General features: G+C 72.3%; 20 protein-coding genes. 15 read left to right on the plus strand and 5 right to left on the minus strand.

The genetic code is table 11. The features are described from left to right. Positions 1–9 precede the first annotated feature (9 nt). On the plus strand, positions 10–1461 hold the full coding sequence (gene argG / locus ABZU53_RS21590) for an argininosuccinate synthase (RefSeq protein ID WP_234588495.1): 1452 nt from the start codon (positions 10–12) through the stop codon (positions 1459–1461). Positions 1462–1502: 41 nt separating this feature from the next. Beyond that, a complete protein-coding gene (locus ABZU53_RS21595; protein ID WP_355067149.1) occupies positions 1503–3263 on the plus strand; it encodes a PucR family transcriptional regulator in 1761 nt (586 codons plus the stop codon). A 129-nt stretch (positions 3264–3392) separates the two neighbouring features. Here the strand turns inward: ABZU53_RS21595 and ABZU53_RS21600 are convergent, their stop codons facing one another. Further along, positions 3393–4742: a hypothetical protein gene (locus tag ABZU53_RS21600; protein WP_354858427.1), complete on the minus strand. Its 1350-nt coding sequence runs from the start codon at positions 4740–4742 to the stop codon at positions 3393–3395. Positions 4743–4824: 82 nt separating this feature from the next. On the opposite strand from ABZU53_RS21600, the gene murD reads away from it, so the two are divergent. Continuing rightward, complete coding sequence (murD, locus tag ABZU53_RS21605; RefSeq protein ID WP_355067150.1) at positions 4825–6174, plus strand: UDP-N-acetylmuramoyl-L-alanine--D-glutamate ligase; 1350 nt, start codon at positions 4825–4827, stop codon at positions 6172–6174. Between the two features lie 19 nt (positions 6175–6193). Here murD and ABZU53_RS21610 read toward each other — a convergent pair whose 3' ends face one another. After that, a complete protein-coding gene (locus ABZU53_RS21610; RefSeq protein ID WP_355067151.1) occupies positions 6194–7162 on the minus strand; it encodes a hypothetical protein in 969 nt (322 codons plus the stop codon). 88 nt (positions 7163–7250) lie between these two features. Here ABZU53_RS21610 and ABZU53_RS21615 point away from each other — a divergent pair, with 88 nt between their 5' ends. After that, complete coding sequence (locus tag ABZU53_RS21615) at positions 7251–8123, plus strand: hypothetical protein (RefSeq protein ID WP_355067152.1); 873 nt, start codon at positions 7251–7253, stop codon at positions 8121–8123. 19 nt (positions 8124–8142) lie between these two features. Further along, the gene (locus ABZU53_RS21620) at positions 8143–9033 is read left to right on the plus strand and encodes a hypothetical protein (protein WP_355067153.1); all 891 of its coding nucleotides are present in this window, start codon (positions 8143–8145) and stop codon (positions 9031–9033) included. On the opposite strand, the gene ABZU53_RS21625 is transcribed toward ABZU53_RS21620, so the two are convergent. Next, the gene (locus tag ABZU53_RS21625; RefSeq protein WP_355067154.1) at positions 9017–9799 is read right to left on the minus strand and encodes a glutamate cyclase domain-containing protein; all 783 of its coding nucleotides are present in this window, start codon (positions 9797–9799) and stop codon (positions 9017–9019) included. The genes ABZU53_RS21620 and ABZU53_RS21625 overlap by 17 nt on opposite strands. On the opposite strand from ABZU53_RS21625, the gene ABZU53_RS21630 reads away from it, so the two are divergent. Together ABZU53_RS21630 and ABZU53_RS21635 are read left to right on the plus strand one after the other, a co-directional pair. Then, complete coding sequence (locus ABZU53_RS21630; protein ID WP_355067155.1) at positions 9798–11096, plus strand: aspartate aminotransferase family protein; 1299 nt, start codon at positions 9798–9800, stop codon at positions 11094–11096. The two genes, ABZU53_RS21625 and ABZU53_RS21630, sit on opposite strands and share 2 nt — an antisense overlap. Continuing rightward, positions 11093–12580 carry a CoA-acylating methylmalonate-semialdehyde dehydrogenase gene (locus ABZU53_RS21635; protein WP_355067156.1) on the plus strand — a complete coding sequence of 496 codons (1488 nt, stop codon included), beginning with the start codon at positions 11093–11095 and terminating at the stop codon, positions 12578–12580. Before ABZU53_RS21630 ends, ABZU53_RS21635 begins: the two co-directional genes overlap by 4 nt. On the opposite strand, the gene ABZU53_RS21640 is transcribed toward ABZU53_RS21635, so the two are convergent. After that, on the minus strand, positions 12552–14003 hold the full coding sequence (locus tag ABZU53_RS21640) for an acyltransferase (RefSeq protein ID WP_354858408.1): 1452 nt from the start codon (positions 14001–14003) through the stop codon (positions 12552–12554). The two genes, ABZU53_RS21635 and ABZU53_RS21640, sit on opposite strands and share 29 nt — an antisense overlap. Before the next feature lie 191 nt (positions 14004–14194). On the opposite strand from ABZU53_RS21640, the gene ngcE reads away from it, so the two are divergent. Genes ngcE through ABZU53_RS21670 form a run of 6 tightly spaced genes read left to right on the plus strand, consistent with a single transcriptional unit; the run spans position 14195 to position 18623 of the window. Further along, positions 14195–15607 carry an N-acetylglucosamine/diacetylchitobiose ABC transporter substrate-binding protein gene (ngcE, locus tag ABZU53_RS21645; RefSeq protein WP_355067157.1) on the plus strand — a complete coding sequence of 471 codons (1413 nt, stop codon included), beginning with the start codon at positions 14195–14197 and terminating at the stop codon, positions 15605–15607. A gap of 59 nt (positions 15608–15666) precedes the next feature. Further along, on the plus strand, positions 15667–16575 hold the full coding sequence (locus ABZU53_RS21650) for a sugar ABC transporter permease (RefSeq protein ID WP_355067158.1): 909 nt from the start codon (positions 15667–15669) through the stop codon (positions 16573–16575). Next, the gene (locus tag ABZU53_RS21655) at positions 16572–17471 is read left to right on the plus strand and encodes a carbohydrate ABC transporter permease (protein ID WP_355067159.1); all 900 of its coding nucleotides are present in this window, start codon (positions 16572–16574) and stop codon (positions 17469–17471) included. Before ABZU53_RS21650 ends, ABZU53_RS21655 begins: the two co-directional genes overlap by 4 nt. Positions 17472–17517: 46 nt before the next feature. Beyond that, positions 17518–17895: a glyoxalase superfamily protein gene (locus tag ABZU53_RS21660; protein ID WP_354858399.1), complete on the plus strand. Its 378-nt coding sequence runs from the start codon at positions 17518–17520 to the stop codon at positions 17893–17895. Further along, on the plus strand, positions 17888–18208 hold the full coding sequence (locus tag ABZU53_RS21665) for a metalloregulator ArsR/SmtB family transcription factor (protein ID WP_354858396.1): 321 nt from the start codon (positions 17888–17890) through the stop codon (positions 18206–18208). Before ABZU53_RS21660 ends, ABZU53_RS21665 begins: the two co-directional genes overlap by 8 nt. Continuing rightward, positions 18201–18623 (plus strand): SRPBCC domain-containing protein, encoded by a 423-nt coding sequence (locus tag ABZU53_RS21670; protein ID WP_355067160.1) that lies wholly within the window; start codon positions 18201–18203, stop codon positions 18621–18623. Before ABZU53_RS21665 ends, ABZU53_RS21670 begins: the two co-directional genes overlap by 8 nt. A 197-nt stretch (positions 18624–18820) precedes the next feature. Here the strand turns inward: ABZU53_RS21670 and ABZU53_RS21675 are convergent, their stop codons facing one another. Next, positions 18821–19807 carry a BadF/BadG/BcrA/BcrD ATPase family protein gene (locus tag ABZU53_RS21675; RefSeq protein WP_355067161.1) on the minus strand — a complete coding sequence of 329 codons (987 nt, stop codon included), beginning with the start codon at positions 19805–19807 and terminating at the stop codon, positions 18821–18823. A gap of 205 nt (positions 19808–20012) precedes the next feature. On the opposite strand from ABZU53_RS21675, the gene ABZU53_RS21680 reads away from it, so the two are divergent. Together ABZU53_RS21680 and ABZU53_RS21685 are read left to right on the plus strand one after the other, a co-directional pair. Further along, a complete protein-coding gene (locus ABZU53_RS21680) occupies positions 20013–20966 on the plus strand; it encodes a MurR/RpiR family transcriptional regulator (RefSeq protein ID WP_354858390.1) in 954 nt (317 codons plus the stop codon). Continuing rightward, on the plus strand, positions 20963–21712 hold the full coding sequence (locus ABZU53_RS21685; protein ID WP_354858387.1) for an SIS domain-containing protein: 750 nt from the start codon (positions 20963–20965) through the stop codon (positions 21710–21712). Before ABZU53_RS21680 ends, ABZU53_RS21685 begins: the two co-directional genes overlap by 4 nt. The last annotated feature ends 25 nt before the right edge of the window (positions 21713–21737 follow it).

A 21737-nucleotide genomic window follows, 5' to 3' on the forward strand; every position in this document is an offset into this window, starting at 1 on the left:
ATCTTCCCCGTGTCCAAGGTTCTCACCTCCCTGCCCATCGGCGAACGTGTCGGCATCGCCTTCTCCGGCGGCCTCGACACCTCGGTCGCGGTCGCGTGGATGCGCGACAAGGGCGCCGTCCCCTGCGCCTACACCGCCGACATCGGCCAGTACGACGAGCCCGACATCGGCTCCGTGCCCGGCCGTGCGCTCAGCTACGGCGCCGAGGTCGCCCGGCTGGTCGACTGCCGCGCCGCCCTGGTCGAGGAGGGGCTGGCGGCGCTGACCTGCGGCGCCTTCCACATCCGCTCCGGCGGGCGGGCGTACTTCAACACCACCCCGCTGGGCCGGGCCGTGACCGGCACCCTGCTGGTGCGGGCGATGATCTCCGACGACGTCCAGATCTGGGGCGACGGCTCGACCTTCAAGGGCAACGACATCGAGCGGTTCTACCGCTACGGCCTGCTGGCCAACCCGCAGCTGCGCATCTACAAGCCGTGGCTCGACACCGACTTCGTCACCGAACTGGGTGGGCGTAAGGAGATGTCGGAGTGGCTGCTGGAGCGCGGCCTGCCGTACCGGGACAGCACCGAGAAGGCATACTCCACCGACGCCAACATCTGGGGCGCGACGCACGAGGCGAAGACCCTGGAGCACCTCGACACCGGCATCGAGACGGTCAGCCCGATCATGGGTGTCCGGTTCTGGGACCCGTCGGTGGAGATTCCGACCGAGGACGTCACGATCGGGTTCGACCAGGGTCGCCCGGTGACGATCAACGGCAAGGAGTTCGGCAGCCCCGTCGACCTGGTGCTGGAGGCCAACGCCATCGGCGGCCGGCACGGCCTGGGCATGTCCGACCAGATCGAGAACCGGATCATCGAGGCCAAGAGCCGGGGCATCTACGAGGCGCCCGGCATGGCGCTGCTGCACGCCGCGTACGAGCGGCTGGTCAACGCCATCCACAACGAGGACACCCTGGCGAACTACCACAGCGAGGGCCGCCGCCTCGGTCGCCTGATGTACGAGGGCCGTTGGCTCGACCCGCAGGCGCTGATGCTGCGCGAGTCGTTGCAGCGCTGGGTCGGCACGGCGGTCACCGGCGAGGTGACGCTGCGGTTGCGCCGGGGCGAGGACTACTCGATCCTGGACACGACCGGCCCCGCGTTCAGCTACCACCCGGACAAGCTGTCGATGGAGCGCACCGAGGACTCGGCGTTCGGCCCGTCCGACCGGATCGGCCAGCTCACCATGCGCAACCTGGACATCGCCGACTCGCGGGCGAAGCTCGAGCAGTACGCCTCCCTCGGCATGGTCGGCGGCGCGGCACCCCAGCGGATGATCGGCGCCGCGCAGGCAGCCTCGACCGGGCTGATCGGCGCGATGCCCGAGGGCGGCGCGGAGGCCATCGCCTCCCGGGGCGTCGCCTCCGCCGCCGACGAGGCGCTCGACCGCGCCGCCATGGAGTTCGGCGTCGACTGAGCGGCCCCGGCACGTCGAGGTCCGGGGTCACGGACGGTAGCGTGGCGGCCGTGTTCCCTACCGTCCGTGAGGTCCTCGCCCTGGATCCCGTCCGCCACGGTGCTCCCCGCGTGGTCGCCGGGGACGCCGGGCTGGACCGGCCGGTGCGCTGGGTGCACGTCGCCGAGGTACCCGACATCGCCACCCTGCTCGGCGGCGGCGAGCTGGTGCTCACCACAGGCATCGGGTTGCCGGCCGACGACGCGGGCCTGCGCGCGTTCATCGGCGACCTCGCCGACGTCGGTGTCTCCGGGCTCGTCGTCGAACTGGGCCGCCGGTACGTCAGCGGCGTACCCCGGGTGATGGCCGCCGCCGCCGAGCGGCGCGGCCTGCCCCTGGTCGAGCTGCGCCGGGCCACCCCGTTCGTGCGGATCACCGAGGCGGTGCACGCGCTGATCGTCGACGCGCAGCTCACCGAGCTGCGGGCCGCCGAGGAGATCCACCAGCGGTTCACCGACCTCTCCGTCGAGGGCGCCGACGCGGCCGAGGTGATCCGGCAGGCTGCCGAGCTGTCCGGGTGCCCCGTCGTGCTGGAGAACCTGTCCCGGCAGGTCCTCGGGTACGACCCGGCGGGGGAGAGCGCCGAGCTGCTGCTGGACGGCTGGGAGCAGCACTCGCGGCGGATCCGGCCGGCCGGGCGCACCGCGTACGACCCGGACAGCGGCTGGCTGGTGACGGTCGTCGGCGCCCGCGGGCAGGACTGGGGGCGGTTGCTGCTGCGCTGGCCGGCCAGCGGAGACGCGCCCAGCGCCCGGCCTGGCGAGCCGACCGTCGCCCCGCCCACCCGGCTCACCATCCTCATCGAGCGGGCCGCGTCCACCCTCGCGCTGGGCCGGTTGATCCGCCGCGACGCCGAGGGGCTGGAACGGCAGCTGCACCGCACCCTGCTCACGGCGTTGCTCGACCACTCCCGACCGGTCGACGAGGTGGCGCTGCGCGCCAAGGCGCTCGGTGTGGCGCTGGACCGCAGGCACCTCGTCGGCGTGATGGTTCGCCACCGTGGCGACGACCCCGCCGGAGAGGGCGGCCCCGAGGCCGGCCAGGCCCGGCTGCGGGACCTGTCCGAGGCCGTCGGCCAGGCGCTGCGGGAGGCGAAGCTGACCGCGCTGACCAGCGCGGTCGACGACAACTCGGTGGGCGCGTTGCTGGCCCTGCCCGACCCGGCCGCCGAGGACCGCGCGCTGTCCGCGTTCGCCGGCGCACTTCGTCGGGTACGCCTCGACGCCGGCACGGGCCGCGCCACGTCCGCCGCCGATCCGTCCCGGCCGGGGTCGGGTGTCGACCCGCTGCGGGGTGGCGTCGGCGGCGCGTCGGCCGGACTGATCGTGGCCGCCGGGTCCGGGGTGAGCAGTCTGCGCGAGGCTCGACGGTCGCTCGTCGAGGCGCGGCAGATCGTCGAGGCGGCCCGACGGGACCGGCGTGACCTGCCGATCTTCCGACTGCCGCACGTGGGCCTCGCGGGGCTGCTGCACCTGCTGCGCGACGAGCCCCGGCTACAGACCTTCGTGGAGCGCGAACTCGGCCCACTGCTGGAGTACGACGCCCAGCACCCCCGGGAGCGGCTCCTCGACACCCTGCGCGCGTACCTGGAGCAGGGGCGCAACAAGTCCGCCGGCGCCGCGGCCGCCCACCTGTCCCGACCGGCCTTCTACGAACGCCTGGCCCGCATAGCCCGCATCCTCGACGTCGACCTCGACTCGGTAGAGGCAAGCCTCTCCCTGCACGTGGCCCTGCTGGCCCTGGAAGCAGTCCGCACCCCCTGACCCCCTCCCTCGCTGCCCCCCACCTCCCGCGTTGATCATGAAGTTATTGCCAAGACACGCCGATGAGAGTGGCAATAACTTCATGATCAACGGGGGCAGGAGCAGGGGGGGAGGGGGAGGGGGCGGGGGTTAGGACAGGGAGGTTAGGGCTTTTGCGTAGGTTGGGGGGATGTGGTTGGGGCCGCCGGGGGTGAAGACGTCCGACGTCGCCACCGCGGACCAGGCCGTTTCCGGTACGGCTTCGACCAGTGCCTTGATCACTGGGGCGTCGCGCCACTGGTCCTGTTCGGCGAGCAGGCCGAGAGCCACCACCGACTCCTCGACCTCGCCCACGCACTCGAACGGCTTGTGCCCGTCCACGCCCAGCAGCTCCCGGTAGCCGGGGATCTGCTCCGGGTCGGCCAGCAGGTCGCCGCCGAAGATGTGGGTGACCCGCTCGCGGGGCATGAACGGGGCCATCGCGAGGAAGACGAACCGGCACTTCGGGCAGTCCCGGCACCAGCGCTCGGACGCGTCGCGCAGCTTGAACGCCTGGTTGCAGCTCGTCACCACGTCGTCGTACCGGGTGAACTCGGCGAACAGTCGGGCGATGTGCAGCTCGGACAGCGAACGCAGCAGCGAGAAGTACGGTTCGGTCAGGCCGGCGTGCTCGGCCAGCGCCCCCCGCAGCAGCCCTTCGGCCTCGACGCCCTTGGACCACTGGTGGTTGATCTCGTGGCCGTTCCAGACCAGGTTCGGGTCGGACGCCGAGCGCTCGTTGGACATCACCACCGGGCCGAGCCCGTGCAGTACCGCCGTCGCCACCGCGATCAGCGAGTTGATGGCGGTGACCGGGATGTGCCCGTTCAGCGCGCCCGCCGCGTTCAGGTCGAACAGCACCGGGTCGATGCGCCGGCGGGCCGCGAGGGGGGTCAGCCCGGACGCCTCGTTGACCGAGACGATCACGTGGTTCGGGTTGACCGAGAACGGCACCGGGTCCAGTTCGGCGCGGCGCAGCGCCTCCAAGCTCACGATCGAGTCCTTGCCGCCGCCGACGGCGGAGAGGGGGCGACGATCGGAGTTGTCGTAGACGCGCGGCGACTCCGGTGAGCCGGCCGGCACCTGCGGGCGCACCTCGAGCACGTGCGGCAACTGGTTGCGGTACGCGTACTCCGCGAGGCCCTTGGTGTAGACGGCCGTGACGTAGTCGACGGTGGCCGCGCCCAGCGGCGCCGGCAGCACCAGCCGGGGCGGCGCGGCGACCTTGTAGTAGCTCACACCGGCGACGAGGTGCAGCACCTCCAGCACCCGGCCGAGGGTTGCCACGGTCTCGTCCGACGGCGGCTGCGCCGGCAACGGAAGGGTGATCACCTCGGTGAACCGTTGCTCACCGGCCGGGCCGGTCAGCGCGTAGTCGAACAACACCTCGCCGGTGGCGAAGTCGATCGAGTAGGACGGGAAGGTGAAGGCGTCCATCCGCCGGAGCTGCTCGTTGGGCACACGCCATACTAGGCCCTGGTTCGTCCGGCCGTGTCCGGACCGGCCCCCGCCCTGCCGCCGCCGTGACCCCGAGGAGAGCCCAGTGCGCCTGTCTGACCTGCGCGGACGTACCGTCGCCGTCTGGGGGACCGGCCGGGAGGGCCGGGCAGCTGTGACCGCGATCGCCGCGCACGGCCCCGCCGAGCTGGTCGCCGTCGACGACAGCGCCAACTTCCTGTCACTGCCCTGGGACGGGCCGCTGGCCGAGGCGGCCCCGCTGGTCACCGGCGAGGCGGGCTTCGCCCGGCTGGCCGCCGCCGACGTGGTGGTCCGCTCGCCCGGCGTGCCGCAGACCCATCCCTGGCTGGTCGAGCTGCGCCGACGCGGCGTGCCGGTCACCCAGGGCACCGCCCTGTGGATGGCCGACCACGCCGCGCGCACCGTCGGGGTCACCGGCAGCAAGGGCAAGAGCACCACCTCCAGCCTGATCAGCCACCTGCTCACCGCGATGGGCCGCCCGAACGTCTTCGGCGGCAACATCGGGGTGCCGACCCTCGACCTGCCCGACGCGGAGCTGTACGTGCTGGAACTGTCGAGCTACCAGTGCAGCGACCTCACCGACTCGCCCCGGGTGGCCGTGGTCACCGCGCTGTTCCCCGAGCACCTGGACGCGCACGGCGGGGAGCGGGAGTACTACCGCGACAAGCTCAACCTGCTCGCCCACGATCCGCAGACGATCGTGGTCAACGGCGCCGACCCACGGCTCGCCGCCGAGCTGGGGGAGCTGCCGGCGGTGCGGGCCGGCCGCCCCGACACCACCAACGTCGCCACCGGCGCGGACGGCACCCCCTGGTTCCACCTCAGCGACCAGCCGCTCTTCCCCCGCGCCGTGCTGCCGCTGGTGGGCCGGCACAACGAGGGCAACCTGTGCGTCGCCCTCGCCGTGCTCGACGCGCTCGGCATCGACGTGGTGGCCGCCAAGGACCACCTGGCCGTCGCGGTGGCCGAGTTCCAGGGGCTGGCCCACCGGCTCACCGAGATCACCGACCCGTCCGGCCTGACCTTCGTCGACGACACCCTGGCCACCAGCCCGTACGCGGCCATGCACGCCATCGACGCGTACGACGGGCGGCCGTTGACGGTGATCGTCGGCGGCACCGACCGAGGGCTGGACTACACGCCGCTGGCCGAGCACCTCGCCGAGCGGGAACTGACCGTGATCGGCATCCCGGACAGCGGCGCCCGCATCGTCGCGGCGCTCGACGGCCTGCCCAAGGTGCGGACGGAGCTGGTCGACGACCTGGTGGACGCGGTCCGGCTGTCCCGGCAGGTGACCCCGGCCGGCGGGGTGGTGCTGCTGTCCCCGGCCGCCCCGAGCTACGGCCGGTTCCGCAACTTCGAGCACCGCTCCGAGGTCTTCGCCCAGGCCGTCGCCGACACCGCCGGGGCGTAGGGCCTGGCGGATCGTCGGGTCACCGCCGGGCGACATGGTGGTGCAGGGCGCGCAACGAGCGGATGGCCGAGCGGATCTCCTGCAGGTACCGCCCGGGGGTGAGGGTCTGCTCGGGCAGTACTGCCAGGTCGGCCAGCGTCGGGTCCACCCCGACGGTCTCGATGGCGCAGCCGTACGGCACGGCCAGGGTGCGTAGCGCGTCGCAGTGCTGGAACGGCACGTAGATCGGCGCGGTGACCATCAGCGCCTCGTCACCCGGGGCGAGCCGGACGTGTCCGGCCCAGAACCGCTGGGTGTCGGCGGTGTGGGCGCGTCGCCGGTCGGGTTCACTGGACGGCGCGGCCAGCACCCGTACCGGTGGCAGGCCCGTCGGCCGGTAGGTCCGCGACGACCAGGAGTGGTGGGGGTGGCCGGCGTCGACGCCGTCCTGCTCGGTCGGGGCGGTCACCCCGAACACCTGCCGGACCGCCGTGTCCAGCACGTCCACCTCGGTCTCGTCCGGGGGCAGGCCCGCGTCGGCGAGGGTGGCGCGTTCCCACTCGGACAGTGGTCGGAAGCTGCCCAGCACGGCGACCTCGCCGGTCACCCGCAGGCCGGCGCGCAGCAGGTGCGCGGCGTACGCGACGCGACGCACGCAGGCGTGCGCCAGGCCGCCCAGCACGACCAGGTGGGCGTACGCCGGGCGGGCCGGCGGCACCGTACGCGCCATGCCGAGCGCGGCGGCCGCGTCGAGGACCAGCCTGGACGTGAGCGCGTCAAGGGTCGGCTCCCGCGCGTCCGGGCGTTCGCGCCCCTGCCGGAAGTCCCAGTGCCGGGCGGAGAAGTCGTCGAGGAACCGCAGCACGTCGGCGAGGTCGCCGGTCGGCCAGTCGCCGCCGAAGTGCCGGACCAGGCCGCGGAGCGCAGTGGAGTCGACCCAGGCCCGGACGTCCGCCGTGATCTGCTCGGCGACCGTGTCGGTCGACGGGGCCGCATCCGCGCTCTGCACGTGCCGGATGCTACCGCTCCGGTCCGGCGGGGCCGGCGGGTTGTGGCTGGCGTCTACCCTGGCGGCACCGGCGGATTGGGGGAGTTCGATGGTCCGTGACGTGGCCCGTCGGCGGCCCCGGGAGCGCGGCGGCGCCTCCGACGGCTTCGCGCGTCTGGTGGCGCACACCGACCCGGTGGCGTTGGTCGGCATCACGTTGTCGATCACCCTCAGCGTCATGCTCGACCTCACCAACGCCGCCTCCGGGGTGGAGTCGCTGCTGGCCGGCCTGATGGGCATCACCATCTCGCTGCTGGTGGACTCGCTGGCCCGCGCGGAGCGCCGGTTTCACCTGCGGACGTTGCTGGACGGTCCGCCGTGGCTCGTCCACACCACCACTGAGCTGGCCGCGGCCATGCGGGAGGCGGCCGAGCAGCACGCGGGCACGCGGGTCGCGGCCGAGGCGCAGCGGCGCTACGAGCAGTTCCGGCTGGAGGCCGAGCAGCTCGCGCAGGGGCGGATCATCCGCCGCGGCGACGAGGACGAGGACCTGGTCGGTGCGACCCGCGGCTGCGTGCACCGGCTCGACGCGCTGACGAACGTGATGCCCCGGGTGAGCGGGGAGCTGAGCTGGTGGCGCAGCGAGATCGGCCGACGGTACTGGGAGGCGAACGTCGCGGCCCTGCAACGGGGCGTCCGGATCACCCGGGTCTTCGTCTACGCCACGCTGACCGACGAGCTGTCCGCGCTCGTGCAGCGGCAGCGCGCGGCCGGGGCGCGGGTGGGTCTGCTGCCCTTCGGTGTGGTCAGTCCACAGCTCCTCGTCAATCTGACAGTCTGGGACGGGTCGAGCTGCTGGGAGGCCCGGATGACCGCGCACGGCGAGATCGGCGAGAACCAGTTCTCGGTGAACCGGACGGACGTCGAGCGCCTCACCCGCGTGTTCGACGTCTGCGTGAACGCCGCGACCTTCCAGGACTGACGGCCGAGACGGGGAAGCCATGACGCTGAGTGCGGTCCTGCTGGTGACGGCCGTGGTCTGGGCGGTCAGCGTGATCCGCTCGGTCCGGCTCCGGGCGCTGGTCTACAGCCTTCCGTTGCCGATGACGCTCGCCCTGGTCAGCACGCCGTACGGGGTGGGCGGTGCGCAGGTGCTCGGCGTGCTCGGGCTCAACCTCTTCTTCGTCACCGTGGCGGTCACCCATCAGCGGCTGCGCTGGCCCATCCTGCTCGCCGACGGCGCGGGGATCGCTGTCTACGTGGCGCTGAGCGCAGGTCTGTTGGCCGTCGACATCCCGTTCGAGGAGGCCCTCGGCGCCACGCTCGTGCTCTGGCTGGCGGCCATGCTCCTGCTGCGCCGTCGAGCCCGTACGCGGGTCGCCTCAGCAACCGCTGCCGGCGAAGCGGACGCTGCCGCTGCCGGACCGGCCGCTGCCGGCGACGCGGACTCCCGCGCGGAGACGCCGGCCGAAGGTCGCCCGGACGGTCTGCCGGCGCTGCTCAAGTTGCTGGTCATCTTCGTCGGGGCGATCCTCACCGCGGTGCTCGGCGCGGTGTTGCGCGGCATGGTGGTGACATTCCCGTACTCGGGGGTGCTGGTCGCCGTCGAGGCTCGCCGTCAGTTGGTCGAGTTCAGCGGGCACTTCGCGCGCAACAGCCTCGCGCTGGTCGGTTTCCTCACCGCGTACCACTACCTGCAGGACGTCTCGTCGGCCGTCGCGGTGGGCAGCGGCTGGGCGGCCTTCGCGGTGGTCGCCACCGCCCTGCACCTGCCGCTGCGCCGCCGCGGATCCGCCCGGGCCAGTCCGCCGAGACGCGTGTCGAGACCGCTGCGGCCGGCGGCCGAGCCAGCCAGCCACCGTGCGGTGAGCCCGCCTAGCGGGCGCTCCTGACCAGGTCCGCGATCTGGGCGAGCGGTTCGGCGTACGCGGGCCAGTCGAGGCCGTCGACGCTGAGCGTGGGGCGGCGGCGTACCCCGTCCACCGCGCCCGCCGAGACGATCGCGGTCAGCAGGTCGGACGACCACGCGGGCTCCAGCAGCGTACGAAGCTCGGGCACCTCGGGGCGCAGCAGCGACAGCGCGCCGACGAGGGCTGCGGCGGCCCAGTTGGAGGTGCCGCCGACGAGCAGCGCGTCCGCGCCGACCACGCACCGGATCCGCTCGCCCGAGGCGACCACCCGCCCGACGAGTTCCGCCGGCAGGAGGCCCATCCCCAGTTCGTTGCCGCCGTCGCCGATGCCGATCCGAAACGCCGATCCGGCGCGGTAGAGCCGGTCCAGGGGGGCCGTGTGCGCGCCGATGTCCTCGCCGCGCATGTTGCGGGGTCGACCGTCCACTGCGGGCCCGACCCGTTCGCAGGCGATGAGGTGCGTCAGGCGGCCGTAGCGGGGCAGGAGGGCGTCGGCCCACTCGTCGCCGCGTGCCTCCCGGGCGACAGTGGACGGACCCAGGGTAACGGGGCCCGGCGAGGCTGCGGATCGAGTGGCGGTAGGCCGCTGACACCGTGCGAAAGAGCGGTGAAGAGGCGGGATCGTCTCGGAAACCGTTGACGTGCTGTCAGGCCGGAACGGCCTTGCGCTACACCCTGACAGTTGTCCGCGCGGGCCGGCGGTGGGAGCGTGCGGTATCCACGAACGCCGCTGAAGGGTTGCCACCATGACCGACGACCTGCTGGCCCGCCACCGGGCCGTGCTCCCGTCCTGGATGCCCCTCTACTACGACGAGCCGATCGAGCTGGTCTCCGGCTCGGGCCGCCGGGTCACCGACGCGCAGGGCCGCACCTACCTGGACTTCTTCGGCGGCGTGCTGACCAACATGATCGGTTACGACATCCCGGAGATCCGTGAGGCGGTCGAGCGGCAGCTCGCCACCGGCATCGTGCACACCTCGACGCTCTACCTGATCCGCCAGCAGGTGGAGCTGGCCGAAAAGATCGCCCAGCGCTCCGGCATTCCGGACGCCCGGGTGTTCTTCACCAACTCCGGCACCGAGGCGAACGAGGCGGCGCTGCTGGTAGCCACCAACTACCGCCGCTCGCACCAGGTCCTGGCGGTGCGCAACAGCTACCACGGCCGGTCGTACGCGGCGATGGGTGTCACCGGCAACCGCAACTGGTCGGCCAGCGGCCTCAACCCGCTCCAGGTGGCCTGGCTGCACTCGGGTGACCGGGTGCGCGGTCTGCTGGCCCGGCTCAGCGCCGAGGAGCAGGTCGACGCGGCGGTGGAGGACCTGCGCGAGGTGCTGGCCACCCAGACCGCCGGTGACGTGGCCGCGCTGATCGCCGAGCCGATCCAGGGCGTGGGCGGTTTCGTGCACCCGCCGGACGGGCTCTTCGCCGGCTGGAAGAAGGTCCTCGACGAGCACGGCATCCTGTTCATCGCCGACGAGGTGCAGACCGGCTGGGGGCGTACCGGGGAGCACTTCTGGGGTTACCAGGCGCACGGCGTCACCCCGGACCTGCTCACCTTCGCCAAGGGTGTCGGCAACGGGTTCGCTCTCGCCGGGGTGGTCGGCCGGGCCGAGGTGCTCCAGGCGGTGCCGGGGATCAGCTTCTCCACCTTCGGCGGCAACCCGATCTCGACGGCGGCCGGCAACGCGGTGCTCGACTACCTCCTCGCGCACGACCTCCAGGCCAACGCGGCCCGCGTCGGCGCGATCCTCGCCGATGGCCTGCGGTCCGCGGTGGGCGGTCTCGACTGCGTCGCCGAGGTACGCGGAAAGGGGCTGATGCTCGGCGTCGAGTTCGTCCGGCCGGGCGGCAGCGAGCCGGATCCGGTGCTGACCAACCGGGTCTTCGAAGCCGCTCGGGACGGTGGCCTGCTGGCCGGCAAGGGCGGCCTGTACGGCAACGTGCTGCGGATGGGACCGCCGTTGACGTTGACCGAGGAGGAGGCCCGCGAGGGCCTGGCGATCCTGGTCGACGCGATCCGTTCGTCGGCGGAGGTGGCGGCATGAGCATCGGCCACTTCGTCGACGGCAAGCGGGTCGGCGGCACATCCGAGCGACGCGGTGACGTGTTCGACCCGGCGACGGGTCGGCGTACCGCCGAGGTGGAGCTGGCCTCGACCGCGGACGTCGACGTCGCGGTGCGGTCCGCCGCCCGCGCGGCCCGCGACTGGCGCGACGCGTCGCTGGCGAAGCGGTCGACCGTGCTGTTCGCGTTCCGCGAGCTGGTGCACGCGCGGCGGGACCGGCTCGCCGAGGTGATCACCGCCGAGCACGGCAAGGTGCTCGGCGACGCCGCCGGCGAGGTGCAGCGCGGCCTGGAGGTCATCGAGTACGCCTGCGGCCTGCCGTCGGCGCTGCGCGGCGCGTTCAGCGAGAACGTCTCCACCGAGGTCGACTCGTACACCATCCGGCAGCCGCTCGGGGTGGTCGCGGTGATCTCCCCGTTCAACTTCCCGGTGATGGTGCCGCTGTGGTTCGTGCCGGTGGCCGTGGCCTGCGGCAACGCGGTGGTGCTGAAGCCGAGCGAGAAGGACCCGAGCGCGGCGCTGCTGCTGGCCGAGTGGTTCGCCGAGGCCGGCCTGCCCGACGGGGTGCTCAACGTGGTCAACGGCGACAAGGAGGCGGTCGACGCGTTGCTGGAGCACCCGGAGGTGCGGGCGGTGTCGTTCGTCGGTTCCACCCCGATCGCCCGGTACGTCTACCAACGCGGCACGGCCGCCGGCAAGCGGGTGCAGGCGCTCGGTGGGGCGAAGAACCACATGGTGGTGCTCCCCGACGCCGACCTGGACCTGGCCGCCGACGCGGCGGTCAACGCCGGGTTCGGCTCGGCGGGGGAGCGGTGCATGGCCATCTCGGTGCTGGTGGCGGTGGAGCCGGTGGCGGACGCGCTCGTCGAGCGGATCGCCCAGCGGGTGACCGGTCTGCGCACCGGCGACGGCCGACGGGGCTGCGACATGGGCCCGTTGGTCACGGCCGCGCACGCGGCGAAGGTGCGTTCCTACGTGGATGCCGGGGTGTCTGCCGGAGCGGTGCCGGTCGTCGACGGGCGGGACGTGACGCCGGACGGCGACCCGGACGGCTTCTGGCTCGGCCCGACGCTGTTCGACCGGGTGACCCCGGACATGCCGATCTACACCGACGAGATCTTCGGGCCGGTGCTGAGCGTGGTCCGGGTCGGCTCGTACGACGAGGCCGTGGAGCTGGTCAACGCCAGCCCGTACGGCAACGGCACGGCGATCTTCACCAACGACGGCGGCGCGGCCCGGCGCTACCAGCACGAGGTGGAGGTCGGCATGGTGGGGATCAACGTGCCGATCCCGGTGCCGATGGCGTACCACTCGTTCGGCGGCTGGAAGTCGTCGCTCTTCGGCGACCTGCACGCGCACGGCGAGGACGGGGTGCGGTTCTTCACCCGGGGCAAGGTGGTCACCAGCCGGTGGCTGGACCCGCGCCACGGTGGGGTCAACCTCGGGTTCCCCACCCAGACCTGAGCAACCGCAGCACGCCCGCCCCGGCCAGGTACGCCAGCAGCGCCGCGACGGGTGTGCCGAAGGGTTCCCGGGCGTGCGGCGAGGTCGTGCTGTTGATCAGCAGCGCGACCACCACGGCGATGTACCCGGCCACGGTCAGCGCCGCGCGGGCCGTGGTGCTGCGGCCGACCCGCCGTGCGGTGCGGTGCCGGGCGCTGCGCGCCTCGACCGGGCCGAAGATCGCGACCAGCACCGCCAGGACGGCCGCGAGCAGCAGCAGCCAGGGGACTCGCCACGCCCACCAGGCGCCTGAACCGGCGGCCGGAGTGGGCAGCGTCCCGGTCGTGTCGAGCAGCCCGATGAGCAGGATCGCGGCGGTCAGGTGCCAGAGGAAGATGGTCAGCACCACCAGGTTGACCCCGATCACCAGCTGCCACGGGCCGGTGCGGCGCAGCAGGCGTTCCGCTGGCCGGCGCAGCAGCAGGATCAGGCCGAGCTGGGCGGTGGCGACGGCCAGCAACGCGAGGCTGGGCGGGCTGAGGTTGTCCAGGCGCTCGCCGGGCACGTGCAGCATCGCCACCGGCCACGGGCCGGGCCCGGTGAGCAGCAGCAGAGCGGCCAGCCCGCTGGTCAGGAACACCAGCCCGGCCCGCCGGGAGGTGGGCAGCCGCCGCCGGCGTACCCCCGGGTGGTCGGGAGCCGACGGCCCGCCGGCGTCGGCGGCTGACGGTGGCGCGGTCTCGGTGGTCGGCGGCGCTGCGGGCGTGGTCTCGGTGGCGGTCGGCGGGGTGGCGCGGGTGTCGTACCAGGCGAAGCCGAGCTGGTGTATGGCCAGCCAGCCGAACAGGTAGCTGCCGTAGCTCAGCTCCACCGACCCGGTCAGCCGGGCCAGGTCCCCGAGGCCCACCAGGGCGACCAGCACCAGCGGGACGGCCAGGCCGAGACGGCGGTGCAGCGCGTACATGGCTGGGGTGAGCACGACGACCGCCAGGTAGGCGATCAGGAACCACAGGGGGATGGTGGCGAACCAGACCACCTCGCGAATTCGGGTCGGGTCGACGCCGCGCAGCCGGGCCACCGCCGCCGCCCCGGTGAGCACGAGCAGCAGCGCGCTCGTGGGGCGGACCAGTCGGGCACTGCGGTCGAGCAGCCAGTCCGCGGCATTGCCACCCCGGGCGCGCAGCCGGGTCAGCGAGGCCGCGTTGGCGTAGCCACCGACCAGGAAGAACACGGGCATCACCTGGGCCACCCAGGTCAGCGGGTACGCCCAGCGCAGGTCGCCGAGCGCGGAGTGCCCGGTGGGTTGGCCGGAGGCGTCCCGCCCGATCACCGTGACGCCCCAGTGTCCGAGAACGACCATGGTGATAGCGAGCGCGCGGAGCAGGTCGACGTACCGCTCCCGTCCGGCCGGGGTGCGGTCGGCGAGGTCGCGCAGACGGCGCATCACCTCAGGCTAGGCGACCGACGGCGGCCGGTGGTGATAACGGTTCGACAGTCAGGACTTGAAGTCCGGGCCGGCCTGTCGTAGAAATTCTTCAGCAGCAACGCGTTAACTGAAGAGAATCGACGTGCCTCGCGCGGCGGACGCCTCCCCCCACTTCCGGCGATCCGCCCGACCCGACCCGAGGAGATCTGATGAACAGGCGTGACATCCTGCGGCGCAGCGCCGCCGCCGGCCTGCTGGCCACCCCCGCCGCCGGTCTGCTGAGCGGTTGTGCGACCGGCGGCGGTGACAAGGGCGATGCCGAGACCTACCAGGGCACCAAGAGCGCCGAGAACCCGCTCGGCGTGAAAGAGGATGCCCCGCTCGAGGTGGTGATCTTCGGCGGCGGGTTCGGTGAGGAGTACGCCAAGGCCCACGAGGCCATGTACACCGAGAAATACCCCAAGGCGAAGATCAAGCACTCCGCCACCCAGGAGATCAGCAAGACCCTTCAGCCGCGCTTCGTCGACGGCACGCCACCCGACGTGGTCAACAACTCCGGCGCCAGCCAGATCGACTTCAACGGCCTGGTCAGCCAGAACGCCATCGCCGACCTGGGCGAGCTGCTCGCCGCGCCGAGCCTCGACGTGCCCGGCAAGACCGTCAAGGACACCCTGCTGCCCGGCGCGGTCGAGGTCGGCTCGTACGACGGCACGTTCCTGGTGCTCAACTACACCTACACCGCCTACGGCATCTGGTACTCCGAGAAGCTGTTCACCGAACGCAAGTGGGAGTACGCCAAGACCTGGGACGACCACATCGCGCAGTGCAAGCAGATCAAGGCGGCCGGCATCGCCCCCTGGACGTACGCGGGCCTGCACCCGCGCTACATGAGCTGGCCGCTGATCGCCACCGCGATCAAGCTCGGCGGGCCGTCGGTGGCGACCGCGATCGACAACCTGGAGCCGAACGCCTGGAAGTCCGACTCGATGCGGACCGCCGCCGACGCGTGGCACCAGATCGTCAAGGACAAGTTCATCCTGGAGGGCTCGCCCGGCCTGGACCACAAGCAGTCGCAGACCGCCTGGTGCCAGGGCAAGGCCGCCTTCATCTCCTGCGGTTCCTGGTTGGAGAGCGAGCAGAAGGACGTCACGCCGGCCGGGTTCAACATGACCATCGCGCCCACCCCCAGCCTGGGCAGCGGCGACAAGCTGCCGTTCGAGGCGATCCGGGGCACCGCGGGCGAGCCGTTCATGGTGCCGGCCAAGGCCCGCAACGTCGCCGGTGGTCTGGAGTACTTCCGGACCATGCTGTCGCGCAAGGGCGCGCAGGACTTCACCAAGAAGGTCGCCAGCCTCACCGTGGTCGCCGGCGCCACCGAGGGCGTCGAGCTGCCGTACGGGCTCAAGACCGTGGTCAAGGCACTCGACGCGTCCGGGGCCAACGGCTTCAACTGGGTCTACAACAACTACTACCGCAAGCTGGAGCGCAACCTCGTCGACGCGGCGTGCGGCGAGTTCTTCAGCGGCCGGATCGGCCCGGCGGAGTTCCTCGACCAGTGCCAGAAGGGCGCCGACTCGATCGCCCAGGACAGCTCGATCAAGAAGTACAAGCGAGCGGCTTGACAGCCCGGCCGGTGGGGGCGAGCGCGCCCCCACCGGTCGCACTCCGGGAGAGGTCCACCGTGAAACATGGCAAGTGGCCGCTGATCGTCACGTTCCTGGTGCCGCCGGTGCTGCTGTACGTCTTCTTCGTCGTCTCGCCGTACCTGCAGGCGTTCCAGATCTCCACCACCGACTGGCTCGGCTACTCGGCCGACGCCAACCAGGTCGGGCTGGCGAACTTCACGGCGCTGTGGCACGACGACTACGTGTGGAACGCGCTGAAGAACAACGCGATCCTGCTGGCCCTGGTGCCCGTGCTGACCATCGGGTTCGGGCTCTTCTTCGCCACCATGCTCGCCCTGGGCGGGCGCCGGGGCCGCGCCGGAGTCACCGGGGTCCGCGGTGGCGCGTTCTACCGCACCGTGTACTTCTTCCCGCAGGTGCTCTCCGTGGTGATCATCGCGCTGCTGTTCAAGGAGGTCTACCACCCCAACAAGGGGCTGCTGACCAGCGCGCTGCACGCCGTCGGCCTGCCCGCGCCGACCTGGCTCGGCGACCCGGCGACCGCCTTCTGGTGTGTGCTGGCGGTGATGGTGTGGAGCAACGTCGGCTTCTACGTCGTCCTGTTCGGCGCCGCGATGTCGGCCGTGCCGAAGGAGATCTACGAGGCGGTGCTGCTCGACGGCGCGTCCCGGTTCACCACGCTGCGGCGGATCACCCTGCCGCTGCTCTGGGACACCGTGCAGGTCGCCTGGGTCTACCTGGCCATCTTCGCCCTGGACGGGTTCATCCTCGTGCAGCTGATGACCAACGGTGGGCCGAACTTCTCCACCGACGTGATCGGCGTACGGATGTACGACACCGCCTTCGGCAGCGAGACCAAGTTCGGCTACGCCTCGGCGATCGGCGTGGTGATGTTCTTCCTGACCCTCTCGGTGGCGGTGCTGTCGCTGCGGGTCGGCCGGCGCGATCGGATCGAGTACTCGTGACCACACTGGATCAGCCCACTGCCGCCGTGCCGACGCCGACCCCGGGTCGGGACCGTCCCGTCCGCCGGGAATTCGGCGTCGCCAACGCCCTCTCGCACGGCTTCCTGCTGCTCTGGGGCCTGCTCACCGTCCTGCCGCTGCTGTGGATGTTCCTCAGCTCGTTCAAGACCAACGGCGAGATCCTGGCCGACCCGTGGGGGCTGCCCGCGTCGCTGAGCTGGGACAACTGGGCGCGCGCGTGGACCGGGGCGCACATCGGCCGGTACTTCCTCAACAGCCTCGTGGTGGTCACCGGCTCGGTCAGCCTCACCATGCTGATGGGCGCCGCCGCCGCGTACGTCTTCGCCCGGTACGAGTTCCGCGGCCGGCAGATCGTCTACTACCTGTTCGTCGGCGGCTTGATGTTCCCGGTGTTCCTCGCCCTGGTGCCGCTGTTCTTCGTGGTCCGCAACGCCGGTCTCTTCGGCACCTGGACGGGACTGATCCTGGTGTACGCGGCCTACTCGCTGCCGTTCACGGTGTTCTTCCTGACCGCGTTCTTCCGGACCCTGCCGACCTCGGTGGCCGAGGCGGCCATGGTCGACGGCTGCGGTCACTTCCGGCTCTTCTTCCGGGTGATGCTCCCGATGGCGCGTCCGGGACTGATCAGTGTGGCGATCTTCAACTTCCTCAGCCACTGGAACCAGTTCCTGCTGCCGCAGGTGCTGATGCAGGGCGACGAGTCCAAGTGGATGCTCGCCCAGGGGCTGTTCGCGCTGTCGGTCAGTCAGGGCTACGCGGGGGACTACGCTCGGCTCTTCGCCGGGTTGAGTATCGCGGTGCTGCCGGTGCTGGCGATCTACGTGGCCTTCCAGCGGCAGGTCCAGGCCGGCCTGACCGCGGGCCAGCTCAAGTAGGGTCTCGGCTTGACCGGTAGGAAATCTCCTACCTATTGTGGTCGGCATGACCGTGACCCACGTGCAACTACTCTCCGTACCCGTCACCGACCAGGATCGGGCCCGGGACTTCTACGTCGACGTCCTCGGGTTCGACCTGGTCCGGGACAACCCGATGGGCCCCGACGGCGGGCGCTGGGTGCAGGTGGCGCCCCCGGGCGCCGCCACCGCCCTCACCCTGGTCACCTGGTTCCCGACCATGCCGCCCGGGTCGCTCAAGGGCCTGGTGCTGGAGACCGACGACCTGGACGCGGACGTCGCCCGGCTACGGGAGCGGGGGGTCGACTTCGCCAACGGGGGCATCCAGTCCGCCCCCTGGGGCCGGTACGCCACCTTCGACGACCCCGACGGCAACGGCATCGTCCTCCAGGCGACCCGTGTCTGAGTCGGCCGTCTTCGCGGCGCTGGCCAACCCGACCCGGCGTGAGCTGCTGCGGCTGCTGCGCGACGGCGGGCAGCAGCCGGTGCAGCGGCTCGCCGAGCACTTCGACATGCGCCGGCCGAGCCTGTCCGAGCACCTCAAGGTGCTCAAGGAGGCCGGCCTGGTGGTCGAGCGGCCGGTCGGACGGCAGCGGCTGTACGCGCTCCGGCCGGAGCCGCTGCAGGAGGTCGCCGACTGGCTCAGCCCGTACGAGGCGTACTGGCGCGGTCGACTCGGGGCGCTGCGCGACGTGCTGGACGAGCTTGACGATGAGTGAGCGCGGCACCATCCGGGTGGACCAGTTCCTGCCGCACCCGCCGGCCAAGGTCTGGCGAGTGCTGACCGATCCTGATCTCATCGCGCGCTGGCTGATGCGGACCAACTTCGTGCCGGTCGTCGGCCACCGGTTCACCTTTCGCACCGACCCGCGCCCCGGGTTCGACGGCATCGTGCACTGCGAGGTGCTCGACCTGGACCCGCAACGCCTGCTGTGCTGGTCCTGGCGCGGCGGATCGCTGGACACCGTGGTGACCTGGACCCTCGTCGCCGAGGGGCGCGGCACCCGGCTGTTCCTCGAACACTCCGGCTTCGACCCGGACGACCCGCTCCAGCAGCGTACCTACGCCCTGCTCGACGGCGGCTGGCGCTCGCACGTCTGGCGCCGCCTCACCACGGTCCTCGACGCCCTCTAGCCCCGCGCCCGCATCGCGCCCCGCGCGGACATGTCGCGCTCGATCCTCGAACGAGTCCCTTCGTCGCGGCGGGAGGCACTACTTCCTGGATCGGGCGCGATCTTGCCCGTCGCAGCGACGCGTCGTCGCCGGCGCGTGTCGCGGCGAGGTGGCGTGTGGCAGGGGCGCGGTGGGCGCCGGCGGGGCGCGATGGGTGGTCAGGGAGCGGGGAAGAGGCGGGCGTGCAGGGCGGCCGGGTCGGTCACCTCGGGCAGTTCACGGGCGGCGAGCCAGGCCGCGGCGGCGGCCCCGTCACCGGCGGTGCGCAGGGGCGCGGACGGCCAGCGTCGGCCGATCTCGGCGCGGACGGCGGTGGCCAGCGGGGTGTCCGCGGTGAGCAGCCCGCCGCCGAGCACGACCGGCGTCGTCGCCCCGGCGAGACGGATCCGGCCGACGCTCCCGGCGAGGTGGGTGGCGGCCTCGGCGATCAGCGCGGTGGCGACCGGTTCGCCGTCGGTCGCGGCGGTGACGACCAGTGGCGCCAGCCGGGCCAGGTCGATCGGCGGCCGGCGGGTGACCGCCTGGATCGTGGCGTCGACGGTGTCGCGGGGGCGGGGAGCGACGTCGGCGCTGCCCACCAGGTCGGTGAGCACCGCCGCGCCCAGCGTGCCCGGCGCGTGGCCGGCGTCCAGGTCGGCGAGGAGCCGGCGGACCGCCTCGCGGCCGAGCCAGAAGCCCGACCCGGCGTCGCCGAGCAGCCAGCCGTGGCCGTCGGCGGTCCGGTCGAGTCGCAGGTCGACGACCTGCGCGGTGATCGCGCCGGTGCCGGCGATGAGCACCGTCCCGTCCGGCTCGGCGGTGCCGGAGGCGTAGGCGACCAGGGCGTCGCCGTATACGGCGTACGGGCAGCGCAGGCCGGCGTCGTGCCAGGCGCGGTCGAAGGCGGCCCGTCCGGCAGGGTCGGCGAGCAGCCGGGCTGCGCCGGCCAGCCCGATGGTGCCGGCGGCCACCCGGGTCGGGTCGACGTCGGCGAGCGCGGCGCGCAGCGCGGTCGACAGTTCGGCGGCGGCCCGTTCGGCGCCGTGGCTGGTGGGGTTGCCGCCGCCGGCTCGGCCGGTGCCGAGGCGTTCGCCGGCGAGGGTCAGGGCGGTCGCCCGGGTGGACGTACCCCCGACGTCGAGACCGACCACGACGGTGTCGGACATCGGCACGGGCCTCCTTGCGCTGCGCGGTGCTGGGCCTGTTCATGCTGGTCGGCGGCGCCGCGGAGGGCAACTTCGGGCCGGCGCGGAGGGCTGTGCGCCAGGTAACAGTTTGAAAACTTCGCCCACAGTCTTGACACAGAGGGCCGTTCAGTAAGAACTTTTACCACTAACAGTTAACAGTCTTTTCGGAAAGGTGAGGCGACCCATGGTTGATCACGAGGTGGACACCGTCGCGGGGACCGCGGTGGTCGACGCCCACGTGACCGACCGGAGGAACTCACCCTCCGACGGGGTGCTGGCCCGGGTGCGCAACGGACTCGCCGAGCTGACCGGCGCGCTGCGCCGCGTCGCCGAGCACGTCCTCAGCGACCCGGAGGCCGCCGCGCGCTCCACCATTGTGGAGCTTGCCGAGCGCAGTGGCACCTCGCCGGCGACCATCACCCGCTTCTGCCGGGCGATGGGCTTCGAGGGGTACGCCGACCTGCGGCTGGGCATCGCCGCTGAGACCGGCCGGGCCCGCCTGGCCGGCTGGACCGTCGACATCGGCCGCGAGATCCAGCCCACCGACCCCCTCGCGCGGGTGCTCGACCAGATCATGGCGGCCGACACCCGGGCCATGCACGACACCGCCGCGCTGCTCGACCTCGGCGAGGTGGAACGCGCCGCGGTGGCCATCGCCGGCGCCAGCCGGGTGAACATCTTCGGCGCCAGCGGCAGCGCCCTGGTCGGCGAGGAGATGCAGTTCAGCCTGCACCGCATCGGGGTGGCCGCCTGGGCCTGGAGCGACGTGCACGAGGGGCTGGCCAGCGCCGCGCTGCTCGGCGTCGGCGACGTCGCGCTCGGCATCTCGCACACCGGCCAGACCCGCGAGACGATCGAGATGCTCGCCGAGGCGGGCAGCCGGGGCGCCACCACTCTCGCCCTCACCGGTTTTCCCCGCTCACCGCTGGCCGAGCTGGCCGACATCGTGCTGCTCACCGCCAGCCAGGCCACCACCTTCCGGCCGGACGCCCTCTCCGCCCGTCACCCGCAACTGGTGGTGCTCGATCTGCTCTACATCGCCGTCGCCCAGCGCACCCACGACCGCGCCCACGCGGCCTTCCGGCGCACCGCGCAGGCCGTCGACGGGCACAAGGCCGCGAAAGGGGCCCTCTCATGATCAGTGCCCAGGGGTACGCGGACGCCGTCCGCCCGGTGCTCGACCGCCTGCTCGACTCGGAGGCCGACGGGATCACCCGGGCCGCCGACCTGATCGCCGACAGCCTGCGCGCCGGCGGCGTGCTCCAGGCGTTCGGCGCCGGGCACTCCGAGGCGTTCGCCGCCGAGCTGGTCGCCCGCGCCGGTGGGCTGGTCCCCACCAACCGGCTCTCGGTACGGGACCTGGTGGTGCACGGCGACGCCCCACGCGACGTGCTCGCCGACCCCAAGCTGGAACGCGACCCCTCCATCGCCCACCAGATCTACGCGCTCGCGGCGCCCCAGCCGCGCGACGTGTTCGTGGTGGCGTCCCAGTCCGGCATCAACGGCTCGGTGGTCGAGCTGGCGGCGCTGGTCACCGAGCGCGGTCACCCGTTGATCGCGGTCACCTCGGTCGAGCACACCGCGCGGGTGGCGCCACGGCACCCGTCCGGTCAACGGCTCGCCGACCTCGCCGACGTCGTGCTGGACAACGGCGCGCCGTACGGTGACGCACTGCTGCCGCTCGAGGGCGGCGGCGCGGTCTGTGCGGTCTCCTCGGTCACCACCGCGCTGCTGGCGCAGTTGCTGACCGCTGAGGTCGTACGACGGTTCCATCAGGCCGGGGAGGTACCCCCTATCTACCTCTCCGCCAACGTCCCCGGCGGGGACGAGCACAACAACGCCCTCGAGTCGCGGTACGCCGGGCGTCTCCGGCGCACCGCCTGACCCGAATTCCACAAGGAGAGACGAC

Source organism: Micromonospora sp. NPDC005194 (assembly GCF_040608335.1).
GTDB lineage: Bacteria > Actinomycetota > Actinomycetes > Mycobacteriales > Micromonosporaceae > Micromonospora.

Bases quoted from the DNA above. Each gene is read 5' to 3' on its own strand.
- ABZU53_RS21620 (WP_355067153.1), top strand. From the start codon at position 8,143: ATGACGCTGAGTGCGGTCCTGCTGGTGACGGCCGTGGTCTGGGCGGTC.
- ABZU53_RS21640 (WP_354858408.1), bottom strand. From the start codon at position 14,003: ATGCGCCGTCTGCGCGACCTCGCCGACCGCACCCCGGCCGGACGGGAG.
- ABZU53_RS21630 (WP_355067155.1), top strand. From the start codon at position 9,798: ATGACCGACGACCTGCTGGCCCGCCACCGGGCCGTGCTCCCGTCCTGG.
- ABZU53_RS21670 (WP_355067160.1), top strand. From the start codon at position 18,201: ATGAGTGAGCGCGGCACCATCCGGGTGGACCAGTTCCTGCCGCACCCG.
- ABZU53_RS21660 (WP_354858399.1), top strand. From the start codon at position 17,518: ATGACCGTGACCCACGTGCAACTACTCTCCGTACCCGTCACCGACCAG.
- ABZU53_RS21625 (WP_355067154.1), bottom strand. From the start codon at position 9,799: ATGGTGGCAACCCTTCAGCGGCGTTCGTGGATACCGCACGCTCCCACC.
- ABZU53_RS21685 (WP_354858387.1), top strand. From the start codon at position 20,963: ATGATCAGTGCCCAGGGGTACGCGGACGCCGTCCGCCCGGTGCTCGAC.
- ngcE (WP_355067157.1), top strand. From the start codon at position 14,195: ATGAACAGGCGTGACATCCTGCGGCGCAGCGCCGCCGCCGGCCTGCTG.
- ABZU53_RS21615 (WP_355067152.1), top strand. From the start codon at position 7,251: ATGGTCCGTGACGTGGCCCGTCGGCGGCCCCGGGAGCGCGGCGGCGCC.
- ABZU53_RS21675 (WP_355067161.1), bottom strand. From the start codon at position 19,807: ATGTCCGACACCGTCGTGGTCGGTCTCGACGTCGGGGGTACGTCCACC.
- ABZU53_RS21680 (WP_354858390.1), top strand. From the start codon at position 20,013: ATGGTTGATCACGAGGTGGACACCGTCGCGGGGACCGCGGTGGTCGAC.
- ABZU53_RS21635 (WP_355067156.1), top strand. From the start codon at position 11,093: ATGAGCATCGGCCACTTCGTCGACGGCAAGCGGGTCGGCGGCACATCC.